Here is a 26,014-nt window from a genome sequence, read left to right as displayed (position 1 = left end):
GCAGGGGTATCAGTTGTTGATATTGATCTTGAAGGTGGACGTGGTGTTCCTGATGTCCTGGAAGTTGTTGCTGAACCTGAGGCCGTTGAACGTGACCTCGCCGACCGCCGGACCCTGACCGGTCTCCGGCATCTCGTTGGCCCACAACCCGAACCCGGACTTGGCGTCGAAGGCGTCGCCGCTCTTGCGCGCACCCGAGATGCTCACGTTGGACAGCACCGTGTCCTGGAAGACGTTCTCGGCCGCACCGTTGTACTTGGTCTGGAACATGATTCCGCTGTACGTCGGATCGATGATCTCGACGTCGCTCACCCGGATCCCGGTGTACTTCTTGGAAGCGGAGAACATCCAGATCGCGCCGAACGTCTGCGCGCCCCAGAAGTGGCCGCCGGAGCGCACCAGGGTGAGGCCGCTGAACGTCGTCGGCTCGGGCCCGAAGTCCTCCATCGGGTATCCGAAGTCGAGCGAGCTGATCGTCACGGCGGAGTAGGTGAGCGTGTCCGCGACGTAGATGTTGCGGAACGTGTTGAGCTTGCCGCCGTAGACCGCGAGACCGGCCGCACGCCACGGGGTCGTCACCGAGAGGTTCTCGAAGACGTTGTTCTGCTGGCCGCTGCCACCGCCGTCGGTGGCGGCGAACAACGCGAACGCGTCGTCACCGGTCGAACGGGCCTCGATGTTCGCGATCCGGTTGCCCGCCGACCCGTTGGTCAGGTTGAGGCCGTCCGCGTACATGTCGCGGATGCGGCTGTCCCTGATGACGTTGTTGTCGACGTTGTTGCCCCAGAACAGGCACATCATGTGCTCGACCCAGATGTTCTCGATGGTCATGTTCTGGACACCGGCGAAGTCGAACACCTTGCCCGGCCCGTTGATGCGCGCGGTGTAGTTGCCGAACACCGCGAACCCGCTGAACGTCGACCCGCTCGCGGACGACTGCGCGCTGAAGCCGATGTCGGTGTTCTCCTGCGCGAGCGGAGCCTGGAACCGGGTGAACCAGGGACCCGCGCCGACGACCCGGACGGCCTTGCCGTAGACGTTGAACTTCTGCGCCGTCTGGTAGGTGCCCGCGGGCAGGAAGACGCCGATCAGGGTGCCGGTCGTGTCCATCCGGACGCGGTCGAGTGCGTTCTGCACGTCCTGGTGGGTGAACCCGGCGGGCACGGCATAGCGTGCCGCGTCAGGGTTTCCGGCCGCCGTCACCTGTTCGAAGTTCACGAAGTCGATCGCGTAGTTCGTGGTGTTGGCCGCGTCCTTCTGCAGCTTGATCTTCGTGCCCGCCGGGAACGTCGAGTTGAGCATCACGTTCGCCTCGTCGTAGATGTGGCGCGGCCCGCCCGCTCCCGGCGAGTTGCCCGGTTCGGCCTCGTTGCCGTACTGCCACATGTACTTCGACGTCAGGTCGATGGCCTTGTGGAACTGGCCGTTGACGTAGACGTTGAGGTTCGAGGTGATGCCGCCGCCACCCGAGCTGTCCGGGATGGAGAAGCGGGTGACGAGGGTGTTGGTCGGTCCGCTGGTGGTGAACTCGACGGACTGGCCGTTGCCGTTGAGCGTGACGGCACGACGGCCGGACGCCTCACCGGCGAGGTCGCCGATCGTCCTGTTCGGACTGAGGACCTGCGCGCCGCCGCCCACCGTGGCGTCCTCGGCCTCGACGTGCTGCCACGGAACGCTCGCGCCGCGGCCGATGAACAGCGACTGCTCGCTGGTGTTGTTGCCCTGCTTGGCAGGGATCTCGTTGCCGTCGCCCGCGATCACCGTGCGGACGGTGTACCGGCCGTCGGCGGCGGGCCACGTGCCGAGGCTGACCGCGGCGGTCGTGGCGCCTGCGTTGATCACGCCGTTGTGGCTGCCGGTCAGCGTGCGGACGGTCTGGCCGCTGCTGTTCAGGATCGTGACCGTGATGCCGTGGGCTCCGGCCGCGGACGCGATGGTGCCCTGGTTCTTGATCGCGACGGAGAAAGTGGTGCTCTGGCCGTTGCTCGGGTTGCTCGGCGACCAGCTCGGCACCGCGACCAGGTCCGAGCTCGGGACCGGGGTCACGACCAGCGGGTCCGGGTGGACGCGCGCGTTGTTGGTCTCGTTCTGCTCCGCCACCTTCTTGGTCTCGTCGACCTTGGCGGTGTACTCGTAGCTGCCCGACGGGCGAGCGGCGATCGTCGTGCCGACGTTCGCCTGCGCACCGGCGGCGAGGGCGCCGACCTGGGCCGTGCCGACACTGGTGGTGCCGAGGAAGAACGTCACGTCGGTGGCGATGGACGCCGCGGTTCCGGCGTTGCGGACGGTCGCGTTCAGGGTGACCTGGTCGGTCTCCACGGGGCCCGCCGGCGTGAACGACGTCGCGGTGACGGTGAGATCGGGATTCGGGGCAGGGGTGCCGAACACCTGGATCTCCGCCACCTGGGCGCCGGGCGCACCGGTGTTGGACGTGACGCGCAGTTGGAGGTCGGCGACCCTGGCAGCCGCGTTGATCGTGACGGCGTTGCCGGTCGCCGGGTCGAAGCGGTAGTCGCGGCCCGCGACGAGGCTCGTGAAGCCGGTGGCGTTCTGCTCGCGGCCGAGGACCTCGACGTTCTGCGTGCGGGCGCCCCAGGCCGAGTCCGGGTTGAGCTTGACCGCGACCGAGCTGACGTCCGCGTTCGATCCCAGTTGGACGGTCAGCGTGCCGGGGAACCCGTTGGACTCCCAGTAGGTGGCCAGGTTCGAGTCGTTGGCGTTGGCGGCGACGAAGTTGTGCACGTTGTTGTTCGCCGTGACGGGCTTGCCCTGCGCCAGGTTCGTGCCGGTGGCGCCCTCGCGCGTCACGGTGTTGCTGGCGGGGGACTGGTTGCCGGCCGCGTCCTTCGCGATCACGTGGTAGGTCACGCGCAGGCCGTCGGGCTGGCTGTCGGTGTGGTTCGTGCCGGTCACCGTGGTGCGCAGGCTGCCGTTGGCGTAGACGTCGTAGCCGGTGACGCCGACGTTGTCCGTGCTCGCGTTCCAGGTCAGCCGGATCTGCCCGGCCTGCGGCTGCGTGAAGGCGAGGTTCGACGGCGCCGCCGGAGCCTGCGTGTCACCGCTCGTCGGACCCTGGACCTCGAACTCGCTGAGCTGGGCCGCCGGCCAGCCGGTGTTCCCGGTGATCCGCAGCCGCACGTACCGCGTGGTGGCCGCGGTGAAGTCGATGGTGACGGTGTTGGCCGTGGCCGGGTTGAAGTCGTATCCCCTGGACGCCACGAGATCGGTGAAGTTGCCGCCGTCCGTGCTGCCCTGGACCGCGAGGGTCTGGGTGCGAGCGCCCCAGCCGTCGGTCGGGAGCTTCAGCACGACTCGGTCGGCCTTCACCGCGGCGCCGAGATCGGCCTGGATCCACTGCGGGAACGCGTTGTTCGCGCTCTCCCAGTACGTCCCCTGGTTGCCGTCGCCGGCGTTGCCCGGTCCGTAGCTCTGGTTCGTGCTGCTCGCGCTGTAGGTGGCCTGCAGCTGGGCGCTGACCGCCGCCTCGTGGACCTCGAGCTTGGCCGTGGTCTTGGTGGCGCGCACGTGCTTGACCAGCGTCGGGTCGACCTGGAACGTCACCTTGCCGTTCTTGAAGTCGTGTGGTCGTTCCGCGACCAGCGTCGACCAGCCTCTGCCGTCGAGACTCGTCTGCACGGCGAAGGTTTCCGTGCTGTTCCTGGAGGACGTGAGGGTGACCTGGTCGATGCGGGTCTGCTTGGCGAGGTCCAGGCTGACCGGCGCGGCCTGCGCGGCGGGGGAGAACGTCAGGGTGGCCGCGGCGGTGATCAAAGCCGTTAGCGGGGCTAGCAGGGAGCGAGCGCGTGTCGTCGGTGACATGGCGTGCTTGGCCCTTCTCGGTGGGGACGCGAGGGGGTGTGGCGCGCCTCACCGTAGAAGTGTCCAGCAGATTACCGCAATATCTCGACGTGATTGCGCAAATTTGCGACATAGCGCTCTGAACAGGAAAGACGGGTGCTCGTTCCAGTATCCGACCGGTGTCTCAGCGTGCGCAAGGGCGATCACCAGCGGCAGGATGAACAGCGTCGCGGGAGCTTTGGGCCCGAACCTGCCTAAAAAATTGATTCGAGCGCGATGAGCTGGCTTGCGGTGACTTGCTCACGACTTGCCGATCTTGCGTAAGGTTTGCGCAAGTTTCAGAGCTTCGCGAACAACCTTCTGGCTCGGTTCAGGAGATCCAGCCTGTGCTCACTCTGCCGGAGCGAGTGCCCCTCGCCGGGATAGACGACGAGTTCCGAGTGCTTCACCGCGCGGTGCAGGAGCTTTGCTTGCTCGACCGGCACGTTGGTGTCGTTCTCGCCGTGCACGATCAACATCGGCGTGCGGATCCGATCCGCGTAGGTGAGAGGGCTGTGTTCGGCGCTGTCGCCCAGCGCCGCCTCGAACGTGCCCCACTCGCCGGTGGCGATGAGGCGCGGCCAGTCCGAGATCCCCGCGCCGACCAGTGCCGCCTTGAACCGGTCGGTCCTGGTCGTGGCCCAGGCGGCCATGAACCCGCCGTGGCTCCAGCCTGCGATGCCGAGCCGGTCGGGGTCCGCGATCCCCTGTGCGACGAGGAGATCGATCCCGGTCTCGATGTCGTGCCACTCCTCCTGGCCGACCTTCTTCGCCACGGCCGCCGCGAACTCGTGGCCGTGCCCCTGCCCTCCCCTGGGATTGGGCAGGAAGGTCGCGATCCCCTGGTGCGCGAACCACTGTGCCGACGGCACCCAGTGCAGTTGCAGGTCGTCGGTCCAGCGGTCGTACGGACCGCCGTGGACGATCGTGACGAGACGAGACGGTCCGTCTCGTCTCGTCTTGCCCAGTGGCAGTACCAGCAGGCCGTCGAGTTCCAGACCGTCCCGGGCCTGGTAGTGAAGGCGTTCCTGCACGCCCCACGGGATGCCGTCGAGGTCGCGATAGCGCGGCGGCAGGTGCGATCCCGTGATGCGAGCGAGGGAGGCGCCGTCGAGGCGGCGGAACTCGGTGTCGAGGCCGGTCGCGACGACCACGACCGGCGCGTCGCCGTCGTCCTGGACGAGGTCGATCGGGCAGGCGCGCATGCCTTCGGTGAGGTTGCGGTGCCGCTGGTCGAAGACGGCGTTGCCGCCCTGCAGGTGCGGCGGCGTCAGCGCCAGGTAGCAGACCTCGTCGCCCCACCACACCGGCGAACCGGCGTCCGCGGGTGTCGCGCCCAGGTCCGTGACGGTGCCGTCGGTCTCCACGACGTGCAGCGCTGGGTTGAGCAGGCCGGGGTCGATCTTCGGCGACGACCACGTGATGACCGCGAGCCGGCCGTCCGGGTGCCGCGCGACCTCCGCGACGTGCCGGCCGGGGATGCTCACCCCGGTGGGCACGTCCTCGGCAGGCGGCGGGCTGTGGCCGGCCACGATTTCGTCGGTCAGTTCCCGCACGGGTTCCAAGCTACGCGATGAGGCGTGGTCTTGATCTCCAGATAACTGGAGGTTTTACGGTCGGGCCCATGACGATTCTCGTGACGGGTGCGACCGGGAACGCCGGACGCCAGGTGGTGAACGAGCTGATCGCGCTGGGGCAGCGGGTCCGTGCTGTCACCAGGGACGCGGACCGGGCGCGGTTTCCGGCGGGAGTCGAGGTCGTGCAAGGAGATCTGACCAGGCCGGAGACGATTCCGTTCGACGGTGTCACCGGCGTCCACCTGCTGACGAACGCGGGCGCGAACTACGCCGAACTGCTCACCGGGCCGGATTTGGTGAAACGGGCGGAGAAGGCCGGCGTCCGCAGGATCACGGTGTTGTGGAGCGGGTACCGGAGTCCGTTGGAGGAGGCGGTCACGGCCAGTTCACTGGAATGGACCGTGTTGCGGCCGGTGGACTTCATGTCGAACTCGCTGGTCTGGGCCGAGCCGGTGCGCCGTGAGGGGGTGGTGCGTGAGCCGTTCGCGTACGCGCGGAGTGCCCTCGTGCACGAAGGCGACATCGGCGCGGTGGCGGCCGCCGTGCTCGCGAGGGGTGGGCACGGCGGCCGCACGTACACGTTGACCGGGCCGGAGTCGTTGTCCGTGCCGGAGCAGGTGGCGGTGATCGGCGCGGCGATCGGGCGGGAGATCCGGTACGTCGAGCAGTCCGAGGACGAGGCGCGGCGGGAGATGCTCGGGGCGGGGCGGCCTGCCGAGGTCGTGGACTTCCTGATCGAGTGGAAGCGCGACATGCCCGCCGAGGGGTACACGGTGGTCGGCAGCGTCGAGGACGTGCTGGGAAGGCCCGCGCGCTCGTTCGCCCTGTGGGCTCGCGAGCACGCGGGCGCCTTCCGTTAGCGGAGCAGGTACGCGTCGACGATGGTCTGCTCGACGGTCTGGCCGCTGCCGGACGCCTTGGCGCGCAAGGAGACCGACTTGGCGTCCTTCGGGTGGGCCAGCAGGACGCGGTTGGCTGTGATCTGCTGGCGCTTCCACGTGGTGCCGCCGTCGTAGGAGACCTCTACGGACGTCACGCGCACCGAGTCCACCTGCGACTGGGTCGAGATCGGCACCGAGAGCATCTGGCCGGCGCGGCCGTAGCCGTTGTCGTCCAGCTGCGGGGTGAAGCGGATGACCGACAGAGGTAGCGCGGTCTGCTTCGCCGTGGTGTCGCTGCGGAACGTCCACACGCCGGACACCTTGGGGCTCAGGGCGGTGTCGCGCACGGCGGAGGTCTCCACGCGGTAGTGCGCGGCGCCCGGCTGGACGTCCAGCATCGCCCAGCCCGCCTCGGCGGTCTCGGCCGCCTTGACGTTGTCGCGGTACACGGTCGTGCGCGCTTCGGTGACGGGGCTGTAGCCCTCGTTGCCCGCGTTGTCGCCGTACAGCGGGATGGTGACGCGGACGAAGTCGCCGGTGCGGAACGAGTGCGGGACGCCCCGCGTCTCGGGCAGCGCCGGGCCGAACACCGCACGGTTGAACGGTTCCACGTAGGACCTGCCCGGCCGGTAGTGCCGCAGCGGCGTGACGAGCGCGCCGATGTTGCCGGTCTCGTCGAACAGGTTGAACCTGCGCGACCAGTCGCCGCCTTCGCCGCCGTAGTACTCGGTGCGCGGGCCGGAGGTGAAGTTGTCCAGCGAACCGTAGGTCCAGTCGGCGCGGCCCTCAGGGGAGGAGGTGTGGCCGATCGAGGCGCTCTGGCCCGGCTTGAGCGCGGGCATGTCGACCTTGACGGTGGCGAGGTCCTTCCTGGCGATCGTCTTGGTGAGGCCGTTGGGAGCGTGCCCCTTCTGGTACCAGGCGAGTCCGTAGAAGTCCTGGCCGGCGTTCCAGAACGTGGCGATCTTGCCGGTGACCTCGTTCGAGTCGGGGCCGAGGCTCGCGACGCCGAGGTGGTCGATGGAACCGCCGACCGAGAAGTTGCCGATGGTGTAGGCGGTGCCGTTGACGACCCGCTCGAAACCGGTCTGCAGCAACGAGAGCTGCGCGGTGACGGGCAGCGTCACCTTGACCGGCTTGGCCTGGCGCGCGTCGAGGTTGATCGTCGTGGCGCCGGAGACGGTCAGGTTCGGGTAGTTGATGACGTCGTGGGTCCAGGCGCCGGTGGACGACAGCACGCTGCCGGACAGGATGTAGCGGCCCTTGGCGACGCGCGCGACGCCGGTCGTGCTGTTCGGCCAGACGCGTGCGCCGGTGTCGACGTTGATCAGGAACGCGAAGGTCGACGCCGTCGTGACGCCGGACCGCTCGACGCCGGTGATCGTGACGTCGTAGCTCTCCACCTCCAGGTCGGCGACGACCGCGGTGCGCACGCCGCTCGCGACGATCGCGCCGCCGAACACACCGCCTGCCGGCTGCTTCGCGATGTCCGCGGTGACCGTGGCCGTCGCGGTGCCGCCCGCCGGAACCGCGAGCTTGGCGGGGGAGACGCCGAACAGGGTGCCGTCGGTGTCCGTGGCGAGGTCGAGCGTGACCGGCTCGGATCCCGCGTTGGAGTAGGTGATCTCCTTGGTCAGCACGGGTTCGCCGGTGTGCGGCCACTGGTGCGCGCCGAAGCTGATGCTCGTCGGGTTCGACGTCACGTTCTGCTTGATCAGCTTGGCGACGTCGACGCGGCCGGAGCCCTGTTCGAACGGGGTCAGCTTCGCGGTGGGCGTGGTGCTGCCGGTGAGACGGGCCTTCAGCGCGGTGCCGCCCAGTTCCGGGTGCTGCTGACGCAGCAGTGCCGCCGCGCCCGCGACGTGCGGGGTCGCCATCGAGGTGCCGTCGAGCGAGGTGTAGCCGTCGGCGACCGGTGCGCCGATCCTGCCGTCGGAGTGCAGGGCGGCGACGATGCCGACGCCGGGTGCGGTGAGGTCGGGCTTCAGGGTTCCGGCCTGCGTGGGGCCGCGGCTGGAGAACTCCGCGATCTCGTTCTGGTCGTCGACCGCACCGACGGTCAGTGCCGCGTCGGCGGTGCCGGGGGAGCCGACCGTGCGCGCGTTGGGGCCGCTGTTGCCGGCGGCGATCACGAACAGCGTGCCCTTGTCGGCGCTGAGGCGGTTCACGGCCTCTTCGAGGGGCTCGATCTCGGGGGTGTCGTAGCCGCCGAGGCTCATGTTGATGATCTGGGCGCCCTGCTCGACCGCCCACTCCATGCCGGCGATGATCCCGCTGTCCTGGCCGGAACCGTTGTCGCCCAGCACCTTCACGTCGAGGATGCTCGCGTCCGGCGCCACGCCGCGGTACTTGCCGCCGCTCTTCGCGCCGGTGCCCGCGATGATCGACGCGACGTGCGTGCCGTGTCCGTAGTGGTCGCCGTTGTCCGCGGAGTTCGAGAAGTTCCGCTCGCCGATCTCGCGGTCGGCCAGGTCCGGGTGGGTGTTGTCGACGCCCGTGTCGAGGACGGCGACCGTGGTGCCCTTGCCGGTGAGGCCCGCCGCGTAGGCCGCGGGGGCGTTGATCTGCGCGACGCTGCGGTCGAGGTTCGCCTTGCGCTTGGCGTCGAGCCAGACCTTCTTCACGCCGGACGTGGACAGGGTGCCGGTGAGCGGGGTCTTGGCCGCGTCGAACGCCACACCGTTGATGCTGCGCAGCTGGAGGCCGGACTGCGCGCCCAGGGTGCCTTCGGGGTAGGTGACGATCACCGGCAGGGCGCCGCCGTACGTGGCGAGCTCGGTGATGTCGAAGAGTCGCTCGTCGAGGCGGCCGTCCGCGATCATCGGGATGGCGTCGTGCGGCACCACGTACTCGTGGCCCTGCGCGGTGTAGGTGGAGAACAGGACGCGTTCACGGCCGGGCGCCGGTCTGACCGCCCGTTGACCGGTGAGCACCTGGTCCCCGGTGATCAGCGTGACGGTCGGCGCCGGTGTCGCGGCACGTGGGGGAGAGGCATGGGCCTGGCCCGCGGTGAGCACGGCCCCGGCCAGGACGACGACTCCGAGTAGGCGCACCCGGTCCTCCGAAGGTCTTGTGAGAGCGTTCTCACGGACCGTAGTGAGGTGCTCACCCGGGTGACAAGGTCTACACCAATTTCCGGAACGCTTTAATCTTTGCGCCATGACGGGCCTGCGTGAACGCAAGAAGGCGGCGACCAGGGAAGCACTGGGTGACGCCGCCTGGAGCCTGTGCGTGGAGCACGGCCTCGACCGGGTGACGGTGGACCAGATCGCCAGGGCCGCCGGAGTGTCGCTGCGGACGTTCTTCAACTACTTCTCCTCGAAGGAAGAAGCGGTCGTCGCCGGCGACACGGCCACGGCGCTCGCGTTGGTGGAGGAGTTCGCCGCACGGCCCGCGGGCGAACCGGTGCTGGTCGCGTTGCGCGAGGCGCTGCGGTCGATCTATCCGCGCTACGTCGACCTCGACCGGCTTCGTCAGTTGCGTCAGCTCCGGCAGCACCCCGCACTGCTGCCGCACTTCTTCGCCGCCTACTCCGCCCGTGAGCAGGCGTTGACGGCGGCGATCGCGGTGCGCTGCGGCGTGGACCCCCAGACGGACCCCTATCCGGCGGTGACGGCGTCGACGATCCTCGCGTCGATGCGCGCGGTCGTGCAGTGGTGGCTCGACACACCCCAGGCCACGGACAGGTACGAGGTCACCGAGCTGGTCGGCCGGATGATCGACCAGCTCGGCGCCGGATTCACCAGGTGACCGGGAGCGAGTGCACGCCGTAGATCGACATGTCGGTCCGCAGCGGCACCTCGTCGGCGGGAACGGCGAGCTTCAGCGCCGGGAACCTCTTCAGCAGCTCGGTGAAGCCGACCGTCATCTCCACGCGCGCCAGCTGCTGCCCCAGGCACTGGTGGATGCCGTGCCCGAACGCCACGTGGTGGCCGCGCGGCCGGTCGACCAGCAGGGCGTGCGGGTCGTCGTACTGGCTGTCGTCCCGGTTGACCGCCGGCACGGACACCACGACGGTCTCGCCGGCGCGGATGGTGGCGCCGCCGATCACGACGTCCTCCTTGGCGTGCCGGGAGACGCCCATGCTGATGATCGACAGGTACCGCAGCAGCTCCTCGACCGCGTTCTCGGTCAGCTCCGGCTCGTCGCGCAGCTTCGCGAACTGGTCGGGGTGCTCCAGCAGTGCGAACGTGCCGAGCGCCAGCATGTTCGCCGTCGTCTCGTGGCCCGCGATGAGCAGCAGGTTCGCGATGCCGGTGAGCTCGTCGTCGGTGAGGTCGGTGTCGCGGACCAGCCCGGACAGCAGGTCGTCGCCGGGGCTGCGCCGCTTGGCGTCGACCAGCCCCCGCATGAACTTGCGCAGCTCGACCGTGTTCTTGATCTGCTCGTCGATCGTGGTGTTCAGGCTGAGCAGCTTGGCCGTGCGGCGCTGGAACTCGTCGCGGTCGCCGTAGTCGACGCCCAGCAGCTCGCAGATCACGAGCGACGGCACCGGCAGCGCGAAGTCGTGCACGAGATCGGCCGGCGGTCCCTTCTCGATCATCGCGTCGAGGCTGTCCGTGACGATCTCGTGGATGCGCGGCGTGAGGTCCCGCATCCTGCGCACGGTGAACTGGCCGGTCAGCAGCCTGCGGAAGCGGGTGTGCTCGGGGGCGTCCATGAAGATGAACGACCCGGCCTGGCGCTCGGGCGGGAACAGCTCCGCGTGCAGTTCCGGCGAGATCAGGGCCCTCGCCCGCGGGCTGTTGATCCGGTCCGAGCTCATCTGAGGCGCGGCGAGCACCGCCCGTGCCTCGTCGTGCCCGGTGACGAGCCAGACGGTGTCGCCGTTGTGCTCGATCTTGTGGATCCGCCCCTGCCCGCTCAGCTCGGTCAGCCCCTGGGACGGGTCGAACGGGCACCCGTCGCGGTTGGTGAGTTCGGCGGGCAACTGCGGGCGGATGAGCTGTTGAGCGCTGCGCTGCCGCTCGGCCGTGGTCATGGCCTCTCCCTGTCTGACCCGGTGTGACCGGATCGTGGCTCGGCGTCACTCCCACGCTACCGAAACTTGCGCGTTGTGCAAGATTTTTTGGAACTCTTTAGACGGCGAACACCTGCGCGTCGTCCGCGAACGCCTTGAACTCGAGTGCGTTGCCCGCCGGGTCCAGCAGGAACATCGTCCACTGCTCGCCGGGCTCGCCCTTGAACCGCACGTACGGCTCGATGACGAACTTCGTGCCGGCGTCGGTGAGCTTCGCCGCGAGCGTCTGGAACGCGTCGACGGTCAGGACCAGGCCGAAGTGGGGGACCGGCACGTCGTGGCCGTCGACCGGGTTGCTGACGCGCTCGGTCCTCGGCGCCAGGTGGGTGACGAACTGGTGGCCGTGCAGGTTCCAGTCGACCCAGGTGTCGGAGCTGCGGCCCTGCTCCAGGCCGAGCGTCTCGCCGTAGAAGCGGCGGGCGGCGGCGAGGTCGTCGACGGGCATGGCGAGGTGGAAACGAGGGATGTTCGGCATGTCCAGATGTTAACATTCCGACAAGATGTCTCCTTGTTAACATTGCTCACATGACGGTGGGTCCGGCACGACGCCGAGGTCTGGGCAGCGAGGTCGCGGACATGATCCGCGAGGCCATCTTCGACGGCGGCTATCCGCCGGGCAGCGCGCTTCGCGAGGTGGAGCTGTCCGAGGCGCTGCGGGTGAGCCGCGGCCCGGTCCGCGACGCGCTGCGTTCGCTGGAACGGGAGGGCCTCGTACGTGCCGAGTGGCATCGGGGCGCCACGGTGGCCGAGCTGTCCCTTCAGGACGTCGCCGAACTGGACAGCCTGCGCGGTGCCCTGGAGGTGCTGGCCGTGCAGCGCGTCGTGGCCACAGGTGCCTCGCTGGACGAGATCTCCGCAGCGGCCGCGGAGATGGAACGCGCCTCGACGCCGCACGAGATGGTGCGGTGCGACATCGCGTTCCACGACGCCGTGTACGCCGCCGCCGGCCACTCGCGACTGACCCAGGCCTGGGAGGCGATCCGGTCCCAGGTGCACCTGTTCCTGATCACGCGGGTGCGGCTGAGCACGGACGGGTATCTGGAGCAGATCCGGGAGGAGCACCGCGACCTGGTGGCGGCGCTGCGGCTGGGGAACGTGGAAGGGGCGCTGAAACTGTTCGCGGAGCACCGCGCGCACGCGTTCGACGTACTCACCTCAACGCGTGGAATCACTGGGCCGAAGAGGTGATCGGAACGATCAATCGGCCGAATCCGCCCCTACGCTCGCCGATGTGGATCTGCACGCGCTGAAGTACGAGGGCGACCCGCTCGCCGACGCCGTGATCGCGCACCTGGTCGAGAGCGGCAGCCTGGCCGAGGTCAACCGGGTCCTCGCGGAGTTCCGCGGCAACGACGAGCCGATCCCGGAACACCTGCCGCCCGTGGTCCGCGACTACCTCGTCGCCACCGACGACCCGCCTGACTGGATGGACGAGGAACGAGTCGCCCGCGCGCACGACTTCTTCATCGACGACGGCGTGCACGTGGCGTCGGTGCTGTCGTTCGGCGCGATGGTCAACTGCTACGCGCAACCCAGGCCGTCGAAGGTCCTCACGCTCACGCACCGCCTCAACCAGCCGCACCGCAGGCTGTCGGAGACGTCGCAGTTCGTGCTGAACATGATGGAGCCCAACGCTTTCGGCACGGGCGGCTCGTTCGTGCCGACCATCCAGAAGACCCGGCTCATCCACGCGGCGGTCCGCTACTTCGTCGGCCGCTCACCGGAGTGGGACCACGCGGCGGACGGCGTTCCGGTGTGCCAGCAGGACCTGCTCGGCGCGTTGCTGATCTTCTCCGTGCAGGTGATCGACGGCATGCGCCGCATCGGCGTCTCGGTCACCGACACGGAGGCCGAGGACTACTACCACGTCTGGCGCGTCGCGGGCGCGGTGCTCGGCATCCGCCCGGACGCGATGCCGGAAACGCTGAAAGAAGCGGAAGAACTCAGCAACACCCTGGTCCGGGCCTCCTACGCGCCGTCGGACGAAGGCATCGAGCTGACCAGGAACCTCGTGGAGCTGTACGAGAAGTTCGTGCCCGGCAAGGCGTTCGACGGCGTGGTCGCGGCGATGGTGCGGCAGGTCGTCGACGCCGAGGTCGCGGACTGGCTGGAGGTGCCGCACTCGAAGGGCTGGACGCGGACGGTCAGCGCCGGCGCCAGGGTCATGCGCGTGTTCGAACGCGGCGAGGACCGCAGCCGGGTCGCTCGGGCCGTGCTGGACAAGGCGGGCGACCTGTTGCTGGGCGCGAGCGTCCGCACGCTCACCGACGGTCAGCCGACCACCCTCACCGTGCCGGCCTGCCTCAAGACCTAAAGCCACCCGTGCTCGTGCGCCACCGAGAACGCCTCGGCGCGGCTCCCGACCCCGAGCTTCGCTACCGCGGCCGACAGGTGGTTGCGGACGGTCCCGGCGGACAACGACGTGCGCGCTGCGATCTCGGCGACCGGGGTGCCGAACTCGCTGAGCCGCAACACTTCCAGCTCGCGCTGCGTCAGCGGGCACGGGGGAGCGGCGAGCGCGTCGGCGGCCAGGGCGGGATCGACCCAGCGCGAACCGGCGTGCACGCGGCGGATCACGTCCGCGAGCGTGCCGCCGGGCGATCCCTTGGGCAGGAAGCCTTTCGCGCCCGCGTGCAGCGCCTGCTGCAGGTGCGGCGGCCGGCCGCGGCCGGTCAGGATCACGACAGCGCACGACGGCAGCACGCGCGCCAGTTCCTCGGTGACCTCCAGGCCGTCCAACTCGGGCATCTGCAGGTCCACCACGGCCACGTCCGGGCGGTGCGCCCGCGCGGCCTCGACGGCGGCCCGGCCGTCCCCCGCGCGGGCCACCACCTCCAGGTCCGGCTCCAGGTCGAGGAGCGCCGCGAGGGCGTCGCGGATCAGCTCCTCGTCGTCGGCCAGCAGCACTCTGATCACGCGGGCACCACGACCTGCAACGTGAACACGTCGCCCGACTTCTCCACCGACACCTGACCACCCACGGCCGCAAGTCGTTCGCGCAGACCGCGAAGCCCGTTGCCCTCGCTCGAAGGCTTCTCGGTGCCGTCGTTCGTGACGGTCATCCGCACCTCCTCCTCGGCGGCAGCGACGTCGATCATGCACCACGTCGCGTGGCTGTGCCGCAGCACGTTGGTGCAGGCCTCCCGCAACGCCAGCGCGAGTTGCGTCGCGTGTTCGCCCTCCACCGGAACGTCCGAGACGGTGCAGCGAATACCGGCTTCCTGCAGAACGTTCCGCACGGCCTCAAGCTGTTCTGGCAGATTCACCGCGCGATAGCCGTGCACGGCGTCACGCACCTCTTCCAACGCCGAGGACGCCAGCCGTTGCGCCTCGAACGCCTCCACGGCCGACCGCTCTGGGTCACTGGAAGCGAGCCGCCCGGCGAGTTCGGACTTCAGCGCGATCACCGTCAGCCGATGTCCCAGCAGGTCGTGCACGTCGCGGGCGAACCGCAGCCGTTCCTCGCTCACCGCCAGCTCCGCCTGCGCCTCACGCCCTGCCCGCGCCTGCCCCAGCAGTCCGGCGAACCACATCGGCAGCCCGGCCATCGCGATGATCGTCAGCCCGACCGAGACCGCGATCATCTGGTACCTCGTGTGGTCGCCGTGGTGAGCGGCCCCGACGAGGCCCGCGACCACCACCGCGCAGATGGCCGCCAGCCACCGCCACGGGCCGGTCAGCATCAACGGCGCGAACCCGGCCGCCGCACCGCCGATCCACGCCCACGTCGACAGCTCGTCCGGCCCGACCGGCGCCACCAGCGGAATCGTCACCAGGGTCGCGACCACGAGCACCCACAGCGGCCCGCCTCGCAACGTCACCGCGTACGCCACGGCCAGCACCAGCAGGCCCAGCACCCCGAGCCACCGGGTGGCGGACGGCTCGCGCAGCACCGAGATCAGCGGCACGACGAGCGACCCCATCCACAGCAGGTGGAGAGTGCCGCGCAACGCGGTGTGCGGAAGGTCGTTCATCGCCATCAGCCTAGAACCACGCGATCAGGATCGTGACGGCGATGACCAGGTCGAACACACCGCAGAACTCCGACCACCAGCGCGGCACGACAGCGTTGCGCACGTGGTGCACGAGATCCCAGACCGCATGCGCGCCCCACCCGAACGCGATCAGCAGCACTCCGGCCGACGGCGACACCATGATCACCACCACGGCCAGCACCGCGTACAGGCTGAACACCGCGAGCTGTACCCGAGGCGCGCGCCGTCCCCAGAACAGATACACGGCCTGGCACAGCAGCAGGGTCCACACGGGAGGCACCACGTGCGCCTGCCAGAAGTCGAACGAGAGCGCCAGGGCGATCACCGCGGGCCAGTGGTCTCCCAGCGTCCGGATCACCGGGTTCGTGCTGGGCGTTCCGTGGTCGTGCCGTCCCAGGACCAGCACAACAGCCATCGCGGGCAGCATCAGCAGGTGCCCGCCCATCTCGACCGCGTCGCCGTCCAGCAGCCCGAACCAGTACGGCACCAGCAGCACGAGATACGGCACGAACATCGCCGCGCACATCTCGGCGGTCCTGCCGTGACCGCGGTAGCGCATCCACAGCGCCATCGGCACGGACATCGACGCCGCCATCCACAGGGCGGCCAGGTCGGCCCGTTCCGGTGTCCACAGGGGCCCGAGCAGGGCCATCCCTGCCAGCATCGCCACGAGCATCTCTGCTCCGTGGCGCATCAGCGGCCTGACCGCCGGCGAAACCGTAGTCGTCATGCATCGAGAGTCGAAGAAACTCGACGCAAGTCCCATCCGTGCGGTGTCACGACTTGCCTGTGCGAAACGCACAGACGAACTATGTGGTCACCTCGGCCCAGATGGTCTTCCCGCCGGCGAACTCCATCGTGCCCCAGCAACGGGACAGCTGGGAGATCAAGATCAGCCCACGACCTCGGGTGTCACCGAGCCGTGAGGTACCCAGATTCGGAAGCTCGGCCGGTGTGTGGTCGTCGACCTCCACCCGGACGAAGTCGGTATGTCGTTGCACTCGTACAGCGCGCGGTCCTTCGGCGTGTTCGTACGCGTTGCTGGCGAGTTCCGTGCACACGAGGAGAACGTCGAGGCTGACGTCCTCGGGTAGATCTCCCAACAGACTGCAGACCCACGCGCGCATCGCCGCCAGGTCCGGCTCGTCTTCTGGCAGGGTGTGCAAGGTCCTCGCGGAGGCGCTCAGCACCTCTGGGGTGTCCATCTCATCCCACCTCGTTCGGCTGAAGCCCTCCTGGCTGCTCAAGACGGCCGTCAGGGTGCGAAATACCACCGCGCGTGCTACCCCAAACGCGTGGATGGCTATGGTTTCGACCTCGGACTGGTCGCGGTGCTGGTGTTGCTCAACGCGGCTTTCGCGGGCAGCGAGATGGCGTTCGTGTCGCTGCGCGAAGGTCAACTGCGCTCGCTGGAACGTGAAGGGCATCGCCGGCTGGTCCGGCTGGCACGCGATCCGAACAGGTACTTCGCGACCGTCCAGATCGGCATCACGCTGTCGGGATTCCTGGCGTCGGCCACGGCGGCGGTCTCCCTCGCCGCGCCGATCGTGCCGTTGCTGAGCTTCCTGGGAGGCGCCGCGAACGGTGTCGCGATCGCGCTCGTGACCGTGGTGCTGACGTTCGTCACACTGGTCTTCGGGGAACTGGCGCCCAAACGCCTCGCGATGCAGTACGCCGTCCGCTGGGCGAAGATCGTCGCCGGCGCGCTCGACCTGCTCTCGACCATCTCCCGGCCCGCGGTGTGGTTGCTCAGCAAGTCGACCGACCTGGTGGTGCGGGTGTTCGGCGGCGACCCGAACGCCGACGAGGCGCCGATGTCGCAGGAGGAGCTGCGCGATCTCGTTGAGGTGCAACATCACCTGAACCCGGAGCAGCGCACGATCATGACCGGCGCGCTGGAGATCCACGAACGACGGCTGCGCGCGGTCCTGGTGCCCCGAATGCAGGTGACGATCCTCGAATCAGGTTTGGACACGGCCACCGCCAGGGAAGTCCTCGCCAGGTCCGGACATTCCCGGGCGCCGGTGACCAAGGACGGTCATCTGGACGACGTGGTCGGCGTGGTGCACCTGCGAGATCTGCTCGACGACACCGTGTCCCTCGTGGACGTGGCACGAGCGCCGATGGTGCTGCCGGACTCGGTACGCGTCACCGACGCGTTGCGGCGGATGAAGGCGGAGCACGAGCAACTGGCGCTGGTGGTGGACGAGCACGGTGCCGTCGACGGCATCGTGACGCTGGAGGACCTCCTCGAGGAGATCGTCGGCGAGATCTACGACGAGACCGACTCGGACGTGATCTCGGTGCGCACCGAGGCGGACGGGTCGATCGAGCTGCCCGGCACGTTCCCGGTGCACGACCTGGTGGACGTCGGCGTCGAGCTGCGCGACGCGCCGCCCGGCCCCTACACGACGGTCGCCGGGCTGGTCCTGCTGCTCCTCGGCCGCATCCCGGAGGAGCCTGGCGACGTGGTGGAGGTGTCCGGCTGGAAGATCGAGGTCCTGGAGGTCGAACACCACGCGATCACGCAGGTGAGGCTGAGGTCACAGCCGAAACCGCGGAATGAAGTGGACCTCTGAACCGTTACACACAAGTGCAGCCACCTCTGGCTGTCACACCTGCCGACGGAAACGGGGGGATTTGTCATGCCTGCAGATCTGAAGAACCGCGCGTCCGGGCAGCAGGACGCGGACCTGGTGGGCCAGTACCTGCGCGAGGTCGGGCGCACACCGCTGCTCACCGCCTCCGAGGAGGTCGACCTGTCCCGGCGCATCGAGGCCGGTGTCTACGCCGCTCACCTGCTCCAGAGCGGTGACACGACGCGCGAGCCGCGGCTGCTGCGCCGGATCGTCGCCGAGGGCGAGCGTGCCAAGGACCACATGATCCGCGCGAACCTGCGTCTGGTCGTGTCGGTCGCGAAGAAGCACTCGTTCCGCGGACTGCCGTTCGGGGACGTGATCCAGGAGGGCAACCTCGGCCTGATCCGCGCCGTCGAGAAGTTCGACTACGCCAAGGGCTACAAGTTCTCCACCTACGCCATGTGGTGGATCCGCCAGGCGATCGAACGCGGTCTGGCCGAGCAGACCCGCACGGTGCGCCTGCCGGTGCACGTGGTGGAAGAGGTCAACAAGCTCAAGAAGATCGGGCAGAAGCTGTCCACGGCGCTCGGCCGCGAGGCGACGATCGAGGAGATCGCCGCCGAGGCCAAGTGCTCGCCGGCGCGCGTGCAGGACATGCGCGACGCGGCCCGCACCTGCGTGTCGCTGGAGACGCCGGTCGGCGACGAGGGCGACTCGGTGCTGGGCGACCTGATCCAGGACACCGACGGCGTGTCGGCCCCGGATCTCCTGGAACAGCAGGAGTTCACCGAGGGCGTGCGTTCGCTGCTGAACGTGCTGCCCGAACGGCAGAGCCGGATCATGCGCCTGCGCTTCGGCCTGGAGGACGGGCGTGCCCGCACCCTTCAGGAGGTCGCGGAGGAACTCGGTCTGACCCGGGAGCGGATCCGTCAGCTGGAGAAGCAGTCGCTCGCCCAGCTCAAGCAGTCGGGCGACCGGGACGATCTTTTCGCGCTCGCCGGCTGACAACAGACGAAAGTCGCTTGTTCTGCTCCTTGTCGCAACTAAAGACTCATCACGTCCGATAACGGACTGAAGCTGTTTCGCAACCGCGTGTGAACGCATCTGCAGGGCCGTCGAGGGCCGGCCCAGCGTTCGCACGCGGTTCCCTGCGAATGAGGAGCAGTGATGAGACAACACACCCTGCGCACGTTCGGTGTGGCGGCGATCGCCGTCGCTGGAACCGTGTTAGCGCTCCCCCAGGCCGCCGCCGCGCAGCCGGAGGGACCGATCGTCGCGGAGAGCGCGCCGAACGCGGTCCAGGACAGCTACATCGTGGTGCTCAAGGACAACACCATGGCACGCTCGGAGGTCAGCGGCCGCGTCGACGGCCTGGCGTCCCGCTACGGTGCCAAGATCGGCTTCACCTACAAGGCCGCGTTCAAGGGCTTCTCGGCCACGCTGTCGAAGCAGCAGGCCAAGCGCCTGGCCGCCGACCCGGCCGTGTCCTACGTGGAGCAGGACCGCACCGTGCAGGTGCTGACCGACCAGCTCAACCCGCCGTCGTGGGGCCTTGACCGCGTCGACCAGGCGAGCCTGCCGCTGGACAGCAAGTACAGCTACAGCACGGGCGCGTCGAACGTGACGGCGTACGTGATCGACACCGGCATCAACTACAACCACGCCGACTTCGGCGGCCGCGCGTCGTTCGGCTTCGACGCGTTCACCGACGGCCAGAACGGCAAGGACTGCCAGGGCCACGGCACGCACGTGTCCGGCACCGTCGGCGGGGCGACCTACGGCGTGGCGAAAGAAGTCAAGCTCAAGGCCGTCCGGGTGCTCAACTGCGCCGGTGGCGGCTCCGTCGCCACCGAGGCGGCGGGCGTCGACTGGGTCACCGCGAACGCCGTTCTGCCTGCCGTCGCGAACATGAGCCTCTACACCGGCACGGCGAACGAGCCGAGCCGTGTGCTCGACGACGCCGTGCGCGCGTCGATCGGCCGCGGCGTCACGTACGTCGTGGCGGCGGGCAACTTCAACGACGACTCCTGCAAGTACTCGCCGCAGCGCGTCACCGAGACGATCAACGTCATGGCGGCGGCTCGCACCGACGCCCGTGCGTCGTTCTCGTCCTTCGGCACGTGCAGCGACCTGTTCGCACCCGGCCAGGACATCATCTCCGCCTCCTACAACAACAACACCGGCTCGGCCACGATGAGCGGCACGTCGATGGCGTCCCCGCACGTCGCGGGCGCGGCGGCGCTGTACCTCGCGAACAACCCGGCCAAGACCCCGGCCGAGGTGCACGCGGCGATCCTCGCCCAGGCCACTCCGGGCAAGGTCACCAACCCCGGTAGCGGTTCGGCGAACCTGTTGCTGCGCACCAACACCGGCGGCGTTCCCGGCGTCTCCGTGACCAACCCGGGCAACCAGACCACGGCCCTGAACGGCACGGCGAACCTGCAGCTGTCCGCGTCGGGCGGCACCGCGCCGTACACGTGGTCGGCCACCGGTCTGCCGACCGGGCTGTCGATCGGTTCCTCGAACGGTCTCGTCACGGGCACGGCCACGGTTGCCGGCACGTACAACGTGACCGTCACGGCCACCGCGTCCGCGGGCGGTTCGGGCAGCACGTCGTTCACCTGGACGGTCGGCACGGCCACCTGTGCCAAGCAGACCAACGGCACGGACGTCGCGATCCCGGACAACACGACCGTGAACAGCACGATCGTGTTCAGCGGCTGCACCGGCACGGCGTCGGCGACCAGCCAGGTCGAGGTGCACATCAAGCACACCTACAAGGGTGACCTGATCGTCGACCTGGTCGCGCCGGACGGTTCGGTCTACAACCTGCACAACCGTGCGGGTGGCAGCGCCGACAACATCGACCAGACCTTCACGACCAACCTGTCGTCGGAGACGCGCAACGGCACCTGGACTCTCCGGGTCCGTGACGCGGCCACCGCTGACGTCGGCACCATCGACACGTGGAGCCTGACGCTCTAAAGGTTTTTGAGCGTTTCGGTGAAGTAGTGCAACGTGAGCTCCGCGTCCCGCGACTGTTCGTGCGGGGCGCGGAGCGACACGGCGAAGTCCGCGATGTCGTTGACGGCCCAGCGCAGTGAGTAGAAGGCGCTGTCACCGCCGATCAACCAGAGATCGCGTTCCGGCGGGGCCAGTCCGACGGTGTCCCAGTCGACCAGGCGCAGTCCCGCCGGCGTGTTGATCACGTTGCCCGCGTGGGGTTCTCCGTGGGTGACCACCAGCTCGTCCGTGAGTTGCCCGGCGAGCTGGTCCAGTTCGGCGAGTTTGTCTCGTACGACCTCGGTGTGCGCCACGAAGACTTCGCGGGCCTGGCTCGAGAACCACTCGCCCGGCTCGTCGAGCAACCTCGCGAGCACGTCCCGTCCCGGCACGTCGATCGCCGCCACTGGGCAGCTCGCTGGTGGCGCGCAGCTGTGCAGCGCGGTCAGCAGCTCGGCGACCCCGGCAGGGACCTGATCACCGAACGATCCGGATTCCCCGGTGACGCAGGGGAAGACGCTCAGGGCGTAGCGGTCGTTGAGCAGGACCACGGTGTCGCCGTCCTCCGCCCGCACCGGCGCCACCACGAACGGCAGCTGCTCGCCCAGGCTCGCCGCCGTCTCCATCGCCTGCCGCAGTCCGGCCAGCGGCTTGGTCGTCAGGTCGGACACCGAGGTGAACCACCGGTCGTGGACGGTCCAGTGGTAGTCGCCGAAGCCGACCGGGGCGTAGACCGGTGGGCCGGTGATGCCGAACCGGGCGAGTCCGGCCCGCAGGTCGTGATCGGGCAGTCCAGCCGGAAGATCCTCCACGGTCCACGAAGCTACTGCCTCGGATGGCACGATGTCGTGCGTGAACGTCTCTGCGGTCTTGCGCACCCTTGCCCGGCTCAGTGCCGCTGAGCAGCCGCAGAAGCTCCAACTCGACCTCACCAGATCTGCCGGTCTGCTGTGGCTCGGCGACCACGAGCCGTCCTGGCGGGCGATCACGCTGGTCCAGGAGGGTCCGCATTGGACGCCGGTCTCGTGGACCGCGCCCAAACAGGCCCGCGACGAGGTCACGCACCTCGCCGCGTACGACGCGCTGCACCAGGAGGACCGGCTGCTGCGACTGGGCTGGGCGTTCCTCGCCGGACCCGCGCAGATCGGCGGGCAACGGCGCCGGGTCTGCCTGCCACTGGTGTCGCGGCCGGTCAGGCTGCACCACGGGATCGGGCTCGGCTACGCCTTTCACGTCGCCGGTGACGCCGGCGTGTTCCCGCTGATCGACGACTGGGCCAAGACCGCCGAACGGGAGGCCGCGCTCGCGCCGTCGGAGGAGTGGATCACCGAGACGCTGCGGCAGGCCGGGTTCGAGAACGTGCCGATCGTGCACGACGACCCCAAGCGGTTCATCTCCGGCAACGAACTCGTCGTGGCGATGGGGGCCGGGCTGCACGCGGGCGAACCCGTCGTGAAGACCGAGCACGGCACGGCGCTGTTCGACTGGTCGGGCAAGAAGGGCCTCGACGGCACGGCGTTCGCGGCGCTGTACGGGGCGGCCACCAAGCCGGACGCGCACGACGAGCCGATCAGTTCGGCGTTGCCGCTGAGCCACAGCCAGATGCGCGCCGTCGAGCACGCACGCCGTGCGCGGATCACGGTCGTGGGCGGGCCTCCCGGCGCAGGCAAGACGCACACCCTCGCCGCGTTGGCTTTGGATGCCGTGGCGGCGGGCAAGTCCGTGCTTCTCGCGAGCCGCACCCGCAACGCCGCCGACGTGCTCGGTGCCGCGCTGCGCAAGGCGGGCGGGCCGGTGCCGGTGTTGTTCGGTGACTCCGAACTGCGACAGGAGATGGCGCGCGAACTGAGCGACGGGCTGTCCGCGACGAGCGATCCCGGCAGGCTCGGCGAGCTCGACCAGGTCCGGCGCGTTGCCGCAGCGGCGGTTCAGCGGGTTGAACGTACGGCGGACGGCTCGCTCACGGACGAAAAGCTGGCGGCAGAAGGAAAGAAGCACCAAGCGTTGATGCCGGCGCATCGAGCGGTGGCGCCGAAGGTGTTCGACGCCGGCGTGGATTTCGCTGAACTGCGCGGCCTCCTCCGGCCGCGCTCGGGGTTCCTCGGCGGGCTACGCACCGGGTGGGCGCTGAAGAAGGCACGCAACCTGGCCGGTGCGGACGAGGTCTCCGTCGAGGATCTGACCGCGGCGATCGAGGCGGCCGAGCAGACCGCGGCCTCCGTCCGGATCGGGACGAGCGGCGGCACGGCGTTCGGCGAGCTGCGGCCGTTGCTGGCCGAGCAGGACGTCGCGAGCCGGACCGCCACCGCCGCCTGGCTCAAGGAGTACTCGGTCAGCCGCCGGGGTGCGGGCGCACGCCGTGCGGTGGCGGCGCTGGCCAAGGCGTTGAGGTCGGGCCGTGCGGCCAGAAGGCGTGGACTCGCGGAGATCGACAGCGCGGATCTGGTGGCGGCACTGCCCTTGTGGGTCGGCACGCTGTCCGATGTGGAGGACATCCTCCCGCCGGTGCCCGGCATGTTCGACCTGGTGATCATCGACGAGGCGAGCCACGTCGACCAGCCGCTCGCCGCGCCCGCGTTGCTGCGCGGCCGGTCCGCGGTGATCGGCGGCGATCCCCGGCAACTGCGGCACGTGTCGTTCGTCAGCGACCAGGCCGTGCAGGCGGCGGTCGACGCGGAGGGCACGCAGGACCTTCGCGACCGGCTGGACGTGCCGAAGGTGAGCCTGTTCGACGCGGGCGCCGCGACCGCGGGCGTGCACTGGCTGGACGAGCACCACCGCTGCGCGCCGCACCTGATCGGGTTCGCCGCGGCCAAGTTCTACGACGGCAAGATCGCGCTGCTCACCACGCACCCGTCGATCGCCGACGTCGACTGCATCGACACCGAGCACGTCTCCGGCGAACGCACCACGAAGGGCGCGAACCAGGCCGAGGTGGACGCCGTGCTCGCCCACGTCCGCAAACGGGTGGCCGCCGGCGTGCGCTCGATCGGCGTCGTGACCCCGTTCCGCGCCCAGGCCGACGCACTGGAAGAGGCTCTGCTGAGCGAGCTGACGCTGGACGAGATCACCACCGGTGGCGTCCGGGCGGGCACCGTCCACGGCGTGCAGGGCAGCGAGTTCGACGAGGTCGTGATCAGCCTCGCCGCCGACGAGAAGCCAGGCGCGTGGCGGTTCGTGAACGACCGCAACCTGCTGGCCGTCCTCACCACCCGTGCCCGCCGTCAGGTGCACGTGATCACGTCGGCGGCCGAACCACCAGGCCTGATCGGCGAGTACCTGCGGCACGCGGACATCGCGCCGACCGAGACCGCCGGAACCGAACCCGAGGACGCCTGGACCGCGAGCCTCGCGGCCGAGTTGCGGACCGCCGGACTGACCGTGCGCACCGGCTACCCGGTGGGGCAGTGGCGCGTGGATCTCGTGGTGGGGGAGAAGGACGACGCCGTCGCGGTGGAGACGCGCCCGCACCCGGAAGGGGTGCGGGCCCATCTGGCCCGCTGGCGTGCGCTCACCCACGCGGGGTGGCGCGTGCACGACGCGTTCGGCAGCCGGTTCGGTGACGACCCGGCCCGCGCCGCTGTGGAGCTGGCGCAGGAACTACCTGCGGCTGGGCTTGAACAACGGCTCCGCTGAGGCGACCGACGGCAGGAACGGGTTCGGGTTCGCCGGGCACACCGTCCCGGCCGGCGGCAACGTGCCCGCCAGCAGGTACGCGTTCGTGTGGTCGGTGGCGCACTTGCTCACCCCGTACGCCGTGTGACCCCAACCCGCGTACGCCAGCAAACGGCTGCCGGCGAGCTGGCGGTTGGCCGCCTGCGCGCCACGGAAGTCCGTGACACCGTCGAAGTAGTTGCCCACCACCAGAACCGGGGCGTTGGTGCGGGTGCGCCACGGCCCGGTGTAGCGGTCGTGGTTGGTCGGCCAGTTCGCGCACGCCGCGTTGCCCCACCACCACGCGGGGCCGAACTCGGAACCCGCTGCGGCGTAACGGGCAGTCGCCCGGTAGGAGTTGAAGTCGCGCGGGAACTCGATGTCCGCGCACACGTTGCCGTTGTAGGCGTCGAACCCGTTGGCGTAGTCCGGTTCCGCGGTGACGGAGCTGACCGAGAGGCCGGCTGCCGCGTCGGACAGCTGGTCGAACAGCGCGGCGGCGTCCGGCCAGTCGCTCGGCGAGTACATCGCGCCGAGCGCGGAGTTGATCACCGCGTCGTAGGTGAAGACCTCACCGCCCAGCTCGATCGGCTTGGCGCGCACCGACTTCAGCAACGCGTCCCAGCGCTTCTCCGACTGGGGCCCGAAGACGCACTGGGCCTCGTCACAGGTGCGCAGGAACTCGCGGAACTCCTCCTTGGTCGCGATCCGGTCCGACTTGATCTGCTGCCCGCTCGACCACAGCGCCGGGTTCAGCACACCGTCGATGACGAGCGCGCGGATGTTGTTCGGGAACAGGTTCGCGTAGGTCGCGCCGAGGAACGAGCCGTACGAGAAGCCCAGGTAGCTGATCTTGCTGTCACCGACGGCGCGGCGCAGCAGGTCCATGTCCCGCGCCACGTCGGCGGTGCTCATGTGCCGGGCGATCGGCTGGTCGTCGAGGCACTCCGGACCGAGCGAGCGGTAGCGGTCGAAGTACGGCCGTTCCTGCGCCGCCTGGTACGGGAAGCCGGGAATTCCCTCGAAGAACTTGCCGAGGTCCTCCTCGCTGGAGAAGCAGTGCAACGGATCGGACTTGCCGATGCCGCGCGGGTCGAACCCGACGATGTCGAACCGGCCCTGCATGTTCGCCGACAGCTTGTTCCCGGCGCCGAGCGCGAAGTTCACGCCCGAACCGCCGGGGCCACCGGGGTTGAGGAACAGCGACCCGATCCGGCGCGCCTTGTCCGTCGCGGGCTTGCGCGCCAGCGCCACCGAGGTGGTGGCGCCGCGCGGGTTGTCGTAGTCCAGCGGCACCTTCACGGAGGCGCACTCGAAGCCGGGGTGCTCGGGTCCGCAGGCCGCCCAGTCGATCTTCGGGACCTGCGCGCCACCACCCGAGGCCTGTACGGCGGGCGTGCCGGTGATCATGAGCGCGGCCGCGGCGGCCAGCACGGTGAATCGCATCGACAAGTTCCCCTCTTGTCCG

19 protein-coding genes are annotated in these 26,014 nt (G+C 69.2%); 8 read left to right on the top strand and 11 right to left on the bottom strand.

Features of this window, described 5'->3' with window-relative positions:
* Window positions 1-9 precede the first annotated feature (9 nt).
* Both SK854_RS37300 and SK854_RS37295 read right to left on the bottom strand, forming a co-directional pair.
* Window positions 10-3,771, bottom strand: a complete 3,762-nt coding sequence (locus SK854_RS37300; protein WP_319979855.1) for a discoidin domain-containing protein — start codon at window positions 3,769-3,771, stop codon at window positions 10-12.
* A gap of 365 nt (window positions 3,772-4,136) precedes the next feature.
* Window positions 4,137-5,393, bottom strand: coding sequence for an alpha/beta hydrolase family protein (locus SK854_RS37295; RefSeq protein WP_319979854.1), 1,257 nt, complete (start codon window positions 5,391-5,393; stop codon window positions 4,137-4,139).
* A gap of 68 nt (window positions 5,394-5,461) precedes the next feature.
* Between SK854_RS37295 and SK854_RS37290 the strand changes: the two genes are divergently transcribed.
* Window positions 5,462-6,274 (top strand): NmrA family NAD(P)-binding protein, encoded by an 813-nt coding sequence (locus SK854_RS37290; RefSeq protein ID WP_319979853.1) that lies wholly within the window; start codon window positions 5,462-5,464, stop codon window positions 6,272-6,274.
* Here SK854_RS37290 and SK854_RS37285 read toward each other — a convergent pair.
* Window positions 6,271-9,348, bottom strand: coding sequence for a S8 family peptidase (locus SK854_RS37285; RefSeq protein ID WP_319979852.1), 3,078 nt, complete (start codon window positions 9,346-9,348; stop codon window positions 6,271-6,273). The two genes, SK854_RS37290 and SK854_RS37285, sit on opposite strands and share 4 nt — an antisense overlap.
* Before the next feature lie 106 nt (window positions 9,349-9,454).
* On the opposite strand from SK854_RS37285, the gene SK854_RS37280 reads away from it, so the two are divergent.
* The gene (locus tag SK854_RS37280) at window positions 9,455-10,045 is read left to right on the top strand and encodes a TetR/AcrR family transcriptional regulator (protein ID WP_319979851.1); all 591 of its coding nucleotides are present in this window, start codon (window positions 9,455-9,457) and stop codon (window positions 10,043-10,045) included.
* Here the strand turns inward: SK854_RS37280 and SK854_RS37275 are convergent.
* Both SK854_RS37275 and SK854_RS37270 read right to left on the bottom strand, forming a co-directional pair.
* A complete protein-coding gene (locus SK854_RS37275; RefSeq protein WP_319979850.1) occupies window positions 10,035-11,276 on the bottom strand; it encodes a cytochrome P450 in 1,242 nt (413 codons plus the stop codon). The genes SK854_RS37280 and SK854_RS37275 overlap by 11 nt on opposite strands.
* Window positions 11,277-11,373: 97 nt before the next feature.
* Window positions 11,374-11,790 carry a VOC family protein gene (locus SK854_RS37270; RefSeq protein WP_319979849.1) on the bottom strand — a complete coding sequence of 139 codons (417 nt, stop codon included), beginning with the start codon at window positions 11,788-11,790 and terminating at the stop codon, window positions 11,374-11,376.
* Window positions 11,791-11,840: 50 nt separating this feature from the next.
* On the opposite strand from SK854_RS37270, the gene SK854_RS37265 reads away from it, so the two are divergent.
* Both SK854_RS37265 and SK854_RS37260 read left to right on the top strand, forming a co-directional pair.
* Window positions 11,841-12,503, top strand: coding sequence for a GntR family transcriptional regulator (locus tag SK854_RS37265; RefSeq protein ID WP_319979848.1), 663 nt, complete (start codon window positions 11,841-11,843; stop codon window positions 12,501-12,503).
* A gap of 43 nt (window positions 12,504-12,546) precedes the next feature.
* The gene (locus SK854_RS37260; protein WP_319979847.1) at window positions 12,547-13,629 is read left to right on the top strand and encodes an oxygenase MpaB family protein; all 1,083 of its coding nucleotides are present in this window, start codon (window positions 12,547-12,549) and stop codon (window positions 13,627-13,629) included.
* Here the strand turns inward: SK854_RS37260 and SK854_RS37255 are convergent.
* The 4 genes from SK854_RS37255 to SK854_RS37240 form a co-directional block, all read right to left on the bottom strand.
* Window positions 13,626-14,231, bottom strand: a complete 606-nt coding sequence (locus SK854_RS37255) for a response regulator transcription factor (RefSeq protein WP_319979846.1) — start codon at window positions 14,229-14,231, stop codon at window positions 13,626-13,628. The two genes, SK854_RS37260 and SK854_RS37255, sit on opposite strands and share 4 nt — an antisense overlap.
* Entirely contained in the window at window positions 14,228-15,289 is a 1,062-nt protein-coding gene (locus SK854_RS37250; protein WP_319979845.1) for a sensor histidine kinase, read from the bottom strand. Before SK854_RS37250 ends, SK854_RS37255 begins: the two co-directional genes overlap by 4 nt.
* Window positions 15,290-15,299: 10 nt before the next feature.
* The gene (locus SK854_RS37245; RefSeq protein ID WP_319979844.1) at window positions 15,300-16,040 is read right to left on the bottom strand and encodes a hypothetical protein; all 741 of its coding nucleotides are present in this window, start codon (window positions 16,038-16,040) and stop codon (window positions 15,300-15,302) included.
* A gap of 79 nt (window positions 16,041-16,119) precedes the next feature.
* Complete coding sequence (locus tag SK854_RS37240; protein WP_319979843.1) at window positions 16,120-16,515, bottom strand: ATP-binding protein; 396 nt, start codon at window positions 16,513-16,515, stop codon at window positions 16,120-16,122.
* Between the two features lie 90 nt (window positions 16,516-16,605).
* Between SK854_RS37240 and SK854_RS37235 the strand changes: the two genes are divergently transcribed.
* From SK854_RS37235 to SK854_RS37225, 3 genes are all read left to right on the top strand, one after another.
* A complete protein-coding gene (locus tag SK854_RS37235; protein ID WP_319979842.1) occupies window positions 16,606-17,889 on the top strand; it encodes a hemolysin family protein in 1,284 nt (427 codons plus the stop codon).
* A 66-nt stretch (window positions 17,890-17,955) separates the two neighbouring features.
* Window positions 17,956-18,894 carry a sigma-70 family RNA polymerase sigma factor gene (locus tag SK854_RS37230; RefSeq protein ID WP_319979841.1) on the top strand — a complete coding sequence of 313 codons (939 nt, stop codon included), beginning with the start codon at window positions 17,956-17,958 and terminating at the stop codon, window positions 18,892-18,894.
* Between the two features lie 162 nt (window positions 18,895-19,056).
* A complete protein-coding gene (locus SK854_RS37225) occupies window positions 19,057-20,874 on the top strand; it encodes a S8 family peptidase (RefSeq protein WP_319979840.1) in 1,818 nt (605 codons plus the stop codon).
* Here the strand turns inward: SK854_RS37225 and SK854_RS37220 are convergent.
* Window positions 20,871-21,704 (bottom strand): phosphotransferase, encoded by an 834-nt coding sequence (locus SK854_RS37220; protein ID WP_319979839.1) that lies wholly within the window; start codon window positions 21,702-21,704, stop codon window positions 20,871-20,873. The genes SK854_RS37225 and SK854_RS37220 overlap by 4 nt on opposite strands.
* 40 nt (window positions 21,705-21,744) lie before the next feature.
* Between SK854_RS37220 and SK854_RS37215 the strand changes: the two genes are divergently transcribed.
* Window positions 21,745-24,528, top strand: a complete 2,784-nt coding sequence (locus tag SK854_RS37215) for an AAA domain-containing protein (protein ID WP_319979838.1) — start codon at window positions 21,745-21,747, stop codon at window positions 24,526-24,528.
* On the opposite strand, the gene SK854_RS37210 is transcribed toward SK854_RS37215, so the two are convergent.
* Window positions 24,493-25,992: an alpha/beta hydrolase gene (locus SK854_RS37210; protein WP_319979837.1), complete on the bottom strand. Its 1,500-nt coding sequence runs from the start codon at window positions 25,990-25,992 to the stop codon at window positions 24,493-24,495. The two genes, SK854_RS37215 and SK854_RS37210, sit on opposite strands and share 36 nt — an antisense overlap.
* Between the last annotated feature and the right edge of the window lie 22 nt (window positions 25,993-26,014).

Source organism: Lentzea sokolovensis (assembly GCF_033949975.1).
In the GTDB taxonomy this organism is placed as follows: Bacteria; Actinomycetota; Actinomycetes; order Mycobacteriales; family Pseudonocardiaceae; genus Lentzea; species Lentzea sokolovensis.
The sequence above is the reverse complement of the archived record's forward strand: the minus strand, read 5'-3'. Positions and strand labels throughout refer to the sequence as shown.

Excerpts from the sequence above, each read along its gene's own strand:
- SK854_RS37290 (WP_319979853.1), top strand. The coding sequence starts at position 5,462 with ATGACGATTCTCGTGACGGGTGCGACCGGGAACGCCGGACGCCAGGTG.
- SK854_RS37280 (WP_319979851.1), top strand. The coding sequence starts at position 9,455 with ATGACGGGCCTGCGTGAACGCAAGAAGGCGGCGACCAGGGAAGCACTG.
- SK854_RS37275 (WP_319979850.1), bottom strand. The coding sequence starts at position 11,276 with ATGACCACGGCCGAGCGGCAGCGCAGCGCTCAACAGCTCATCCGCCCG.
- SK854_RS37270 (WP_319979849.1), bottom strand. The coding sequence starts at position 11,790 with ATGCCGAACATCCCTCGTTTCCACCTCGCCATGCCCGTCGACGACCTC.
- SK854_RS37265 (WP_319979848.1), top strand. The coding sequence starts at position 11,841 with ATGACGGTGGGTCCGGCACGACGCCGAGGTCTGGGCAGCGAGGTCGCG.
- SK854_RS37250 (WP_319979845.1), bottom strand. The coding sequence starts at position 15,289 with ATGAACGACCTTCCGCACACCGCGTTGCGCGGCACTCTCCACCTGCTG.
- SK854_RS37245 (WP_319979844.1), bottom strand. The coding sequence starts at position 16,040 with ATGACGACTACGGTTTCGCCGGCGGTCAGGCCGCTGATGCGCCACGGA.
- SK854_RS37240 (WP_319979843.1), bottom strand. The coding sequence starts at position 16,515 with ATGGACACCCCAGAGGTGCTGAGCGCCTCCGCGAGGACCTTGCACACC.
- SK854_RS37230 (WP_319979841.1), top strand. The coding sequence starts at position 17,956 with ATGCCTGCAGATCTGAAGAACCGCGCGTCCGGGCAGCAGGACGCGGAC.
- SK854_RS37225 (WP_319979840.1), top strand. The coding sequence starts at position 19,057 with ATGAGACAACACACCCTGCGCACGTTCGGTGTGGCGGCGATCGCCGTC.
- SK854_RS37210 (WP_319979837.1), bottom strand. The coding sequence starts at position 25,992 with ATGCGATTCACCGTGCTGGCCGCCGCGGCCGCGCTCATGATCACCGGC.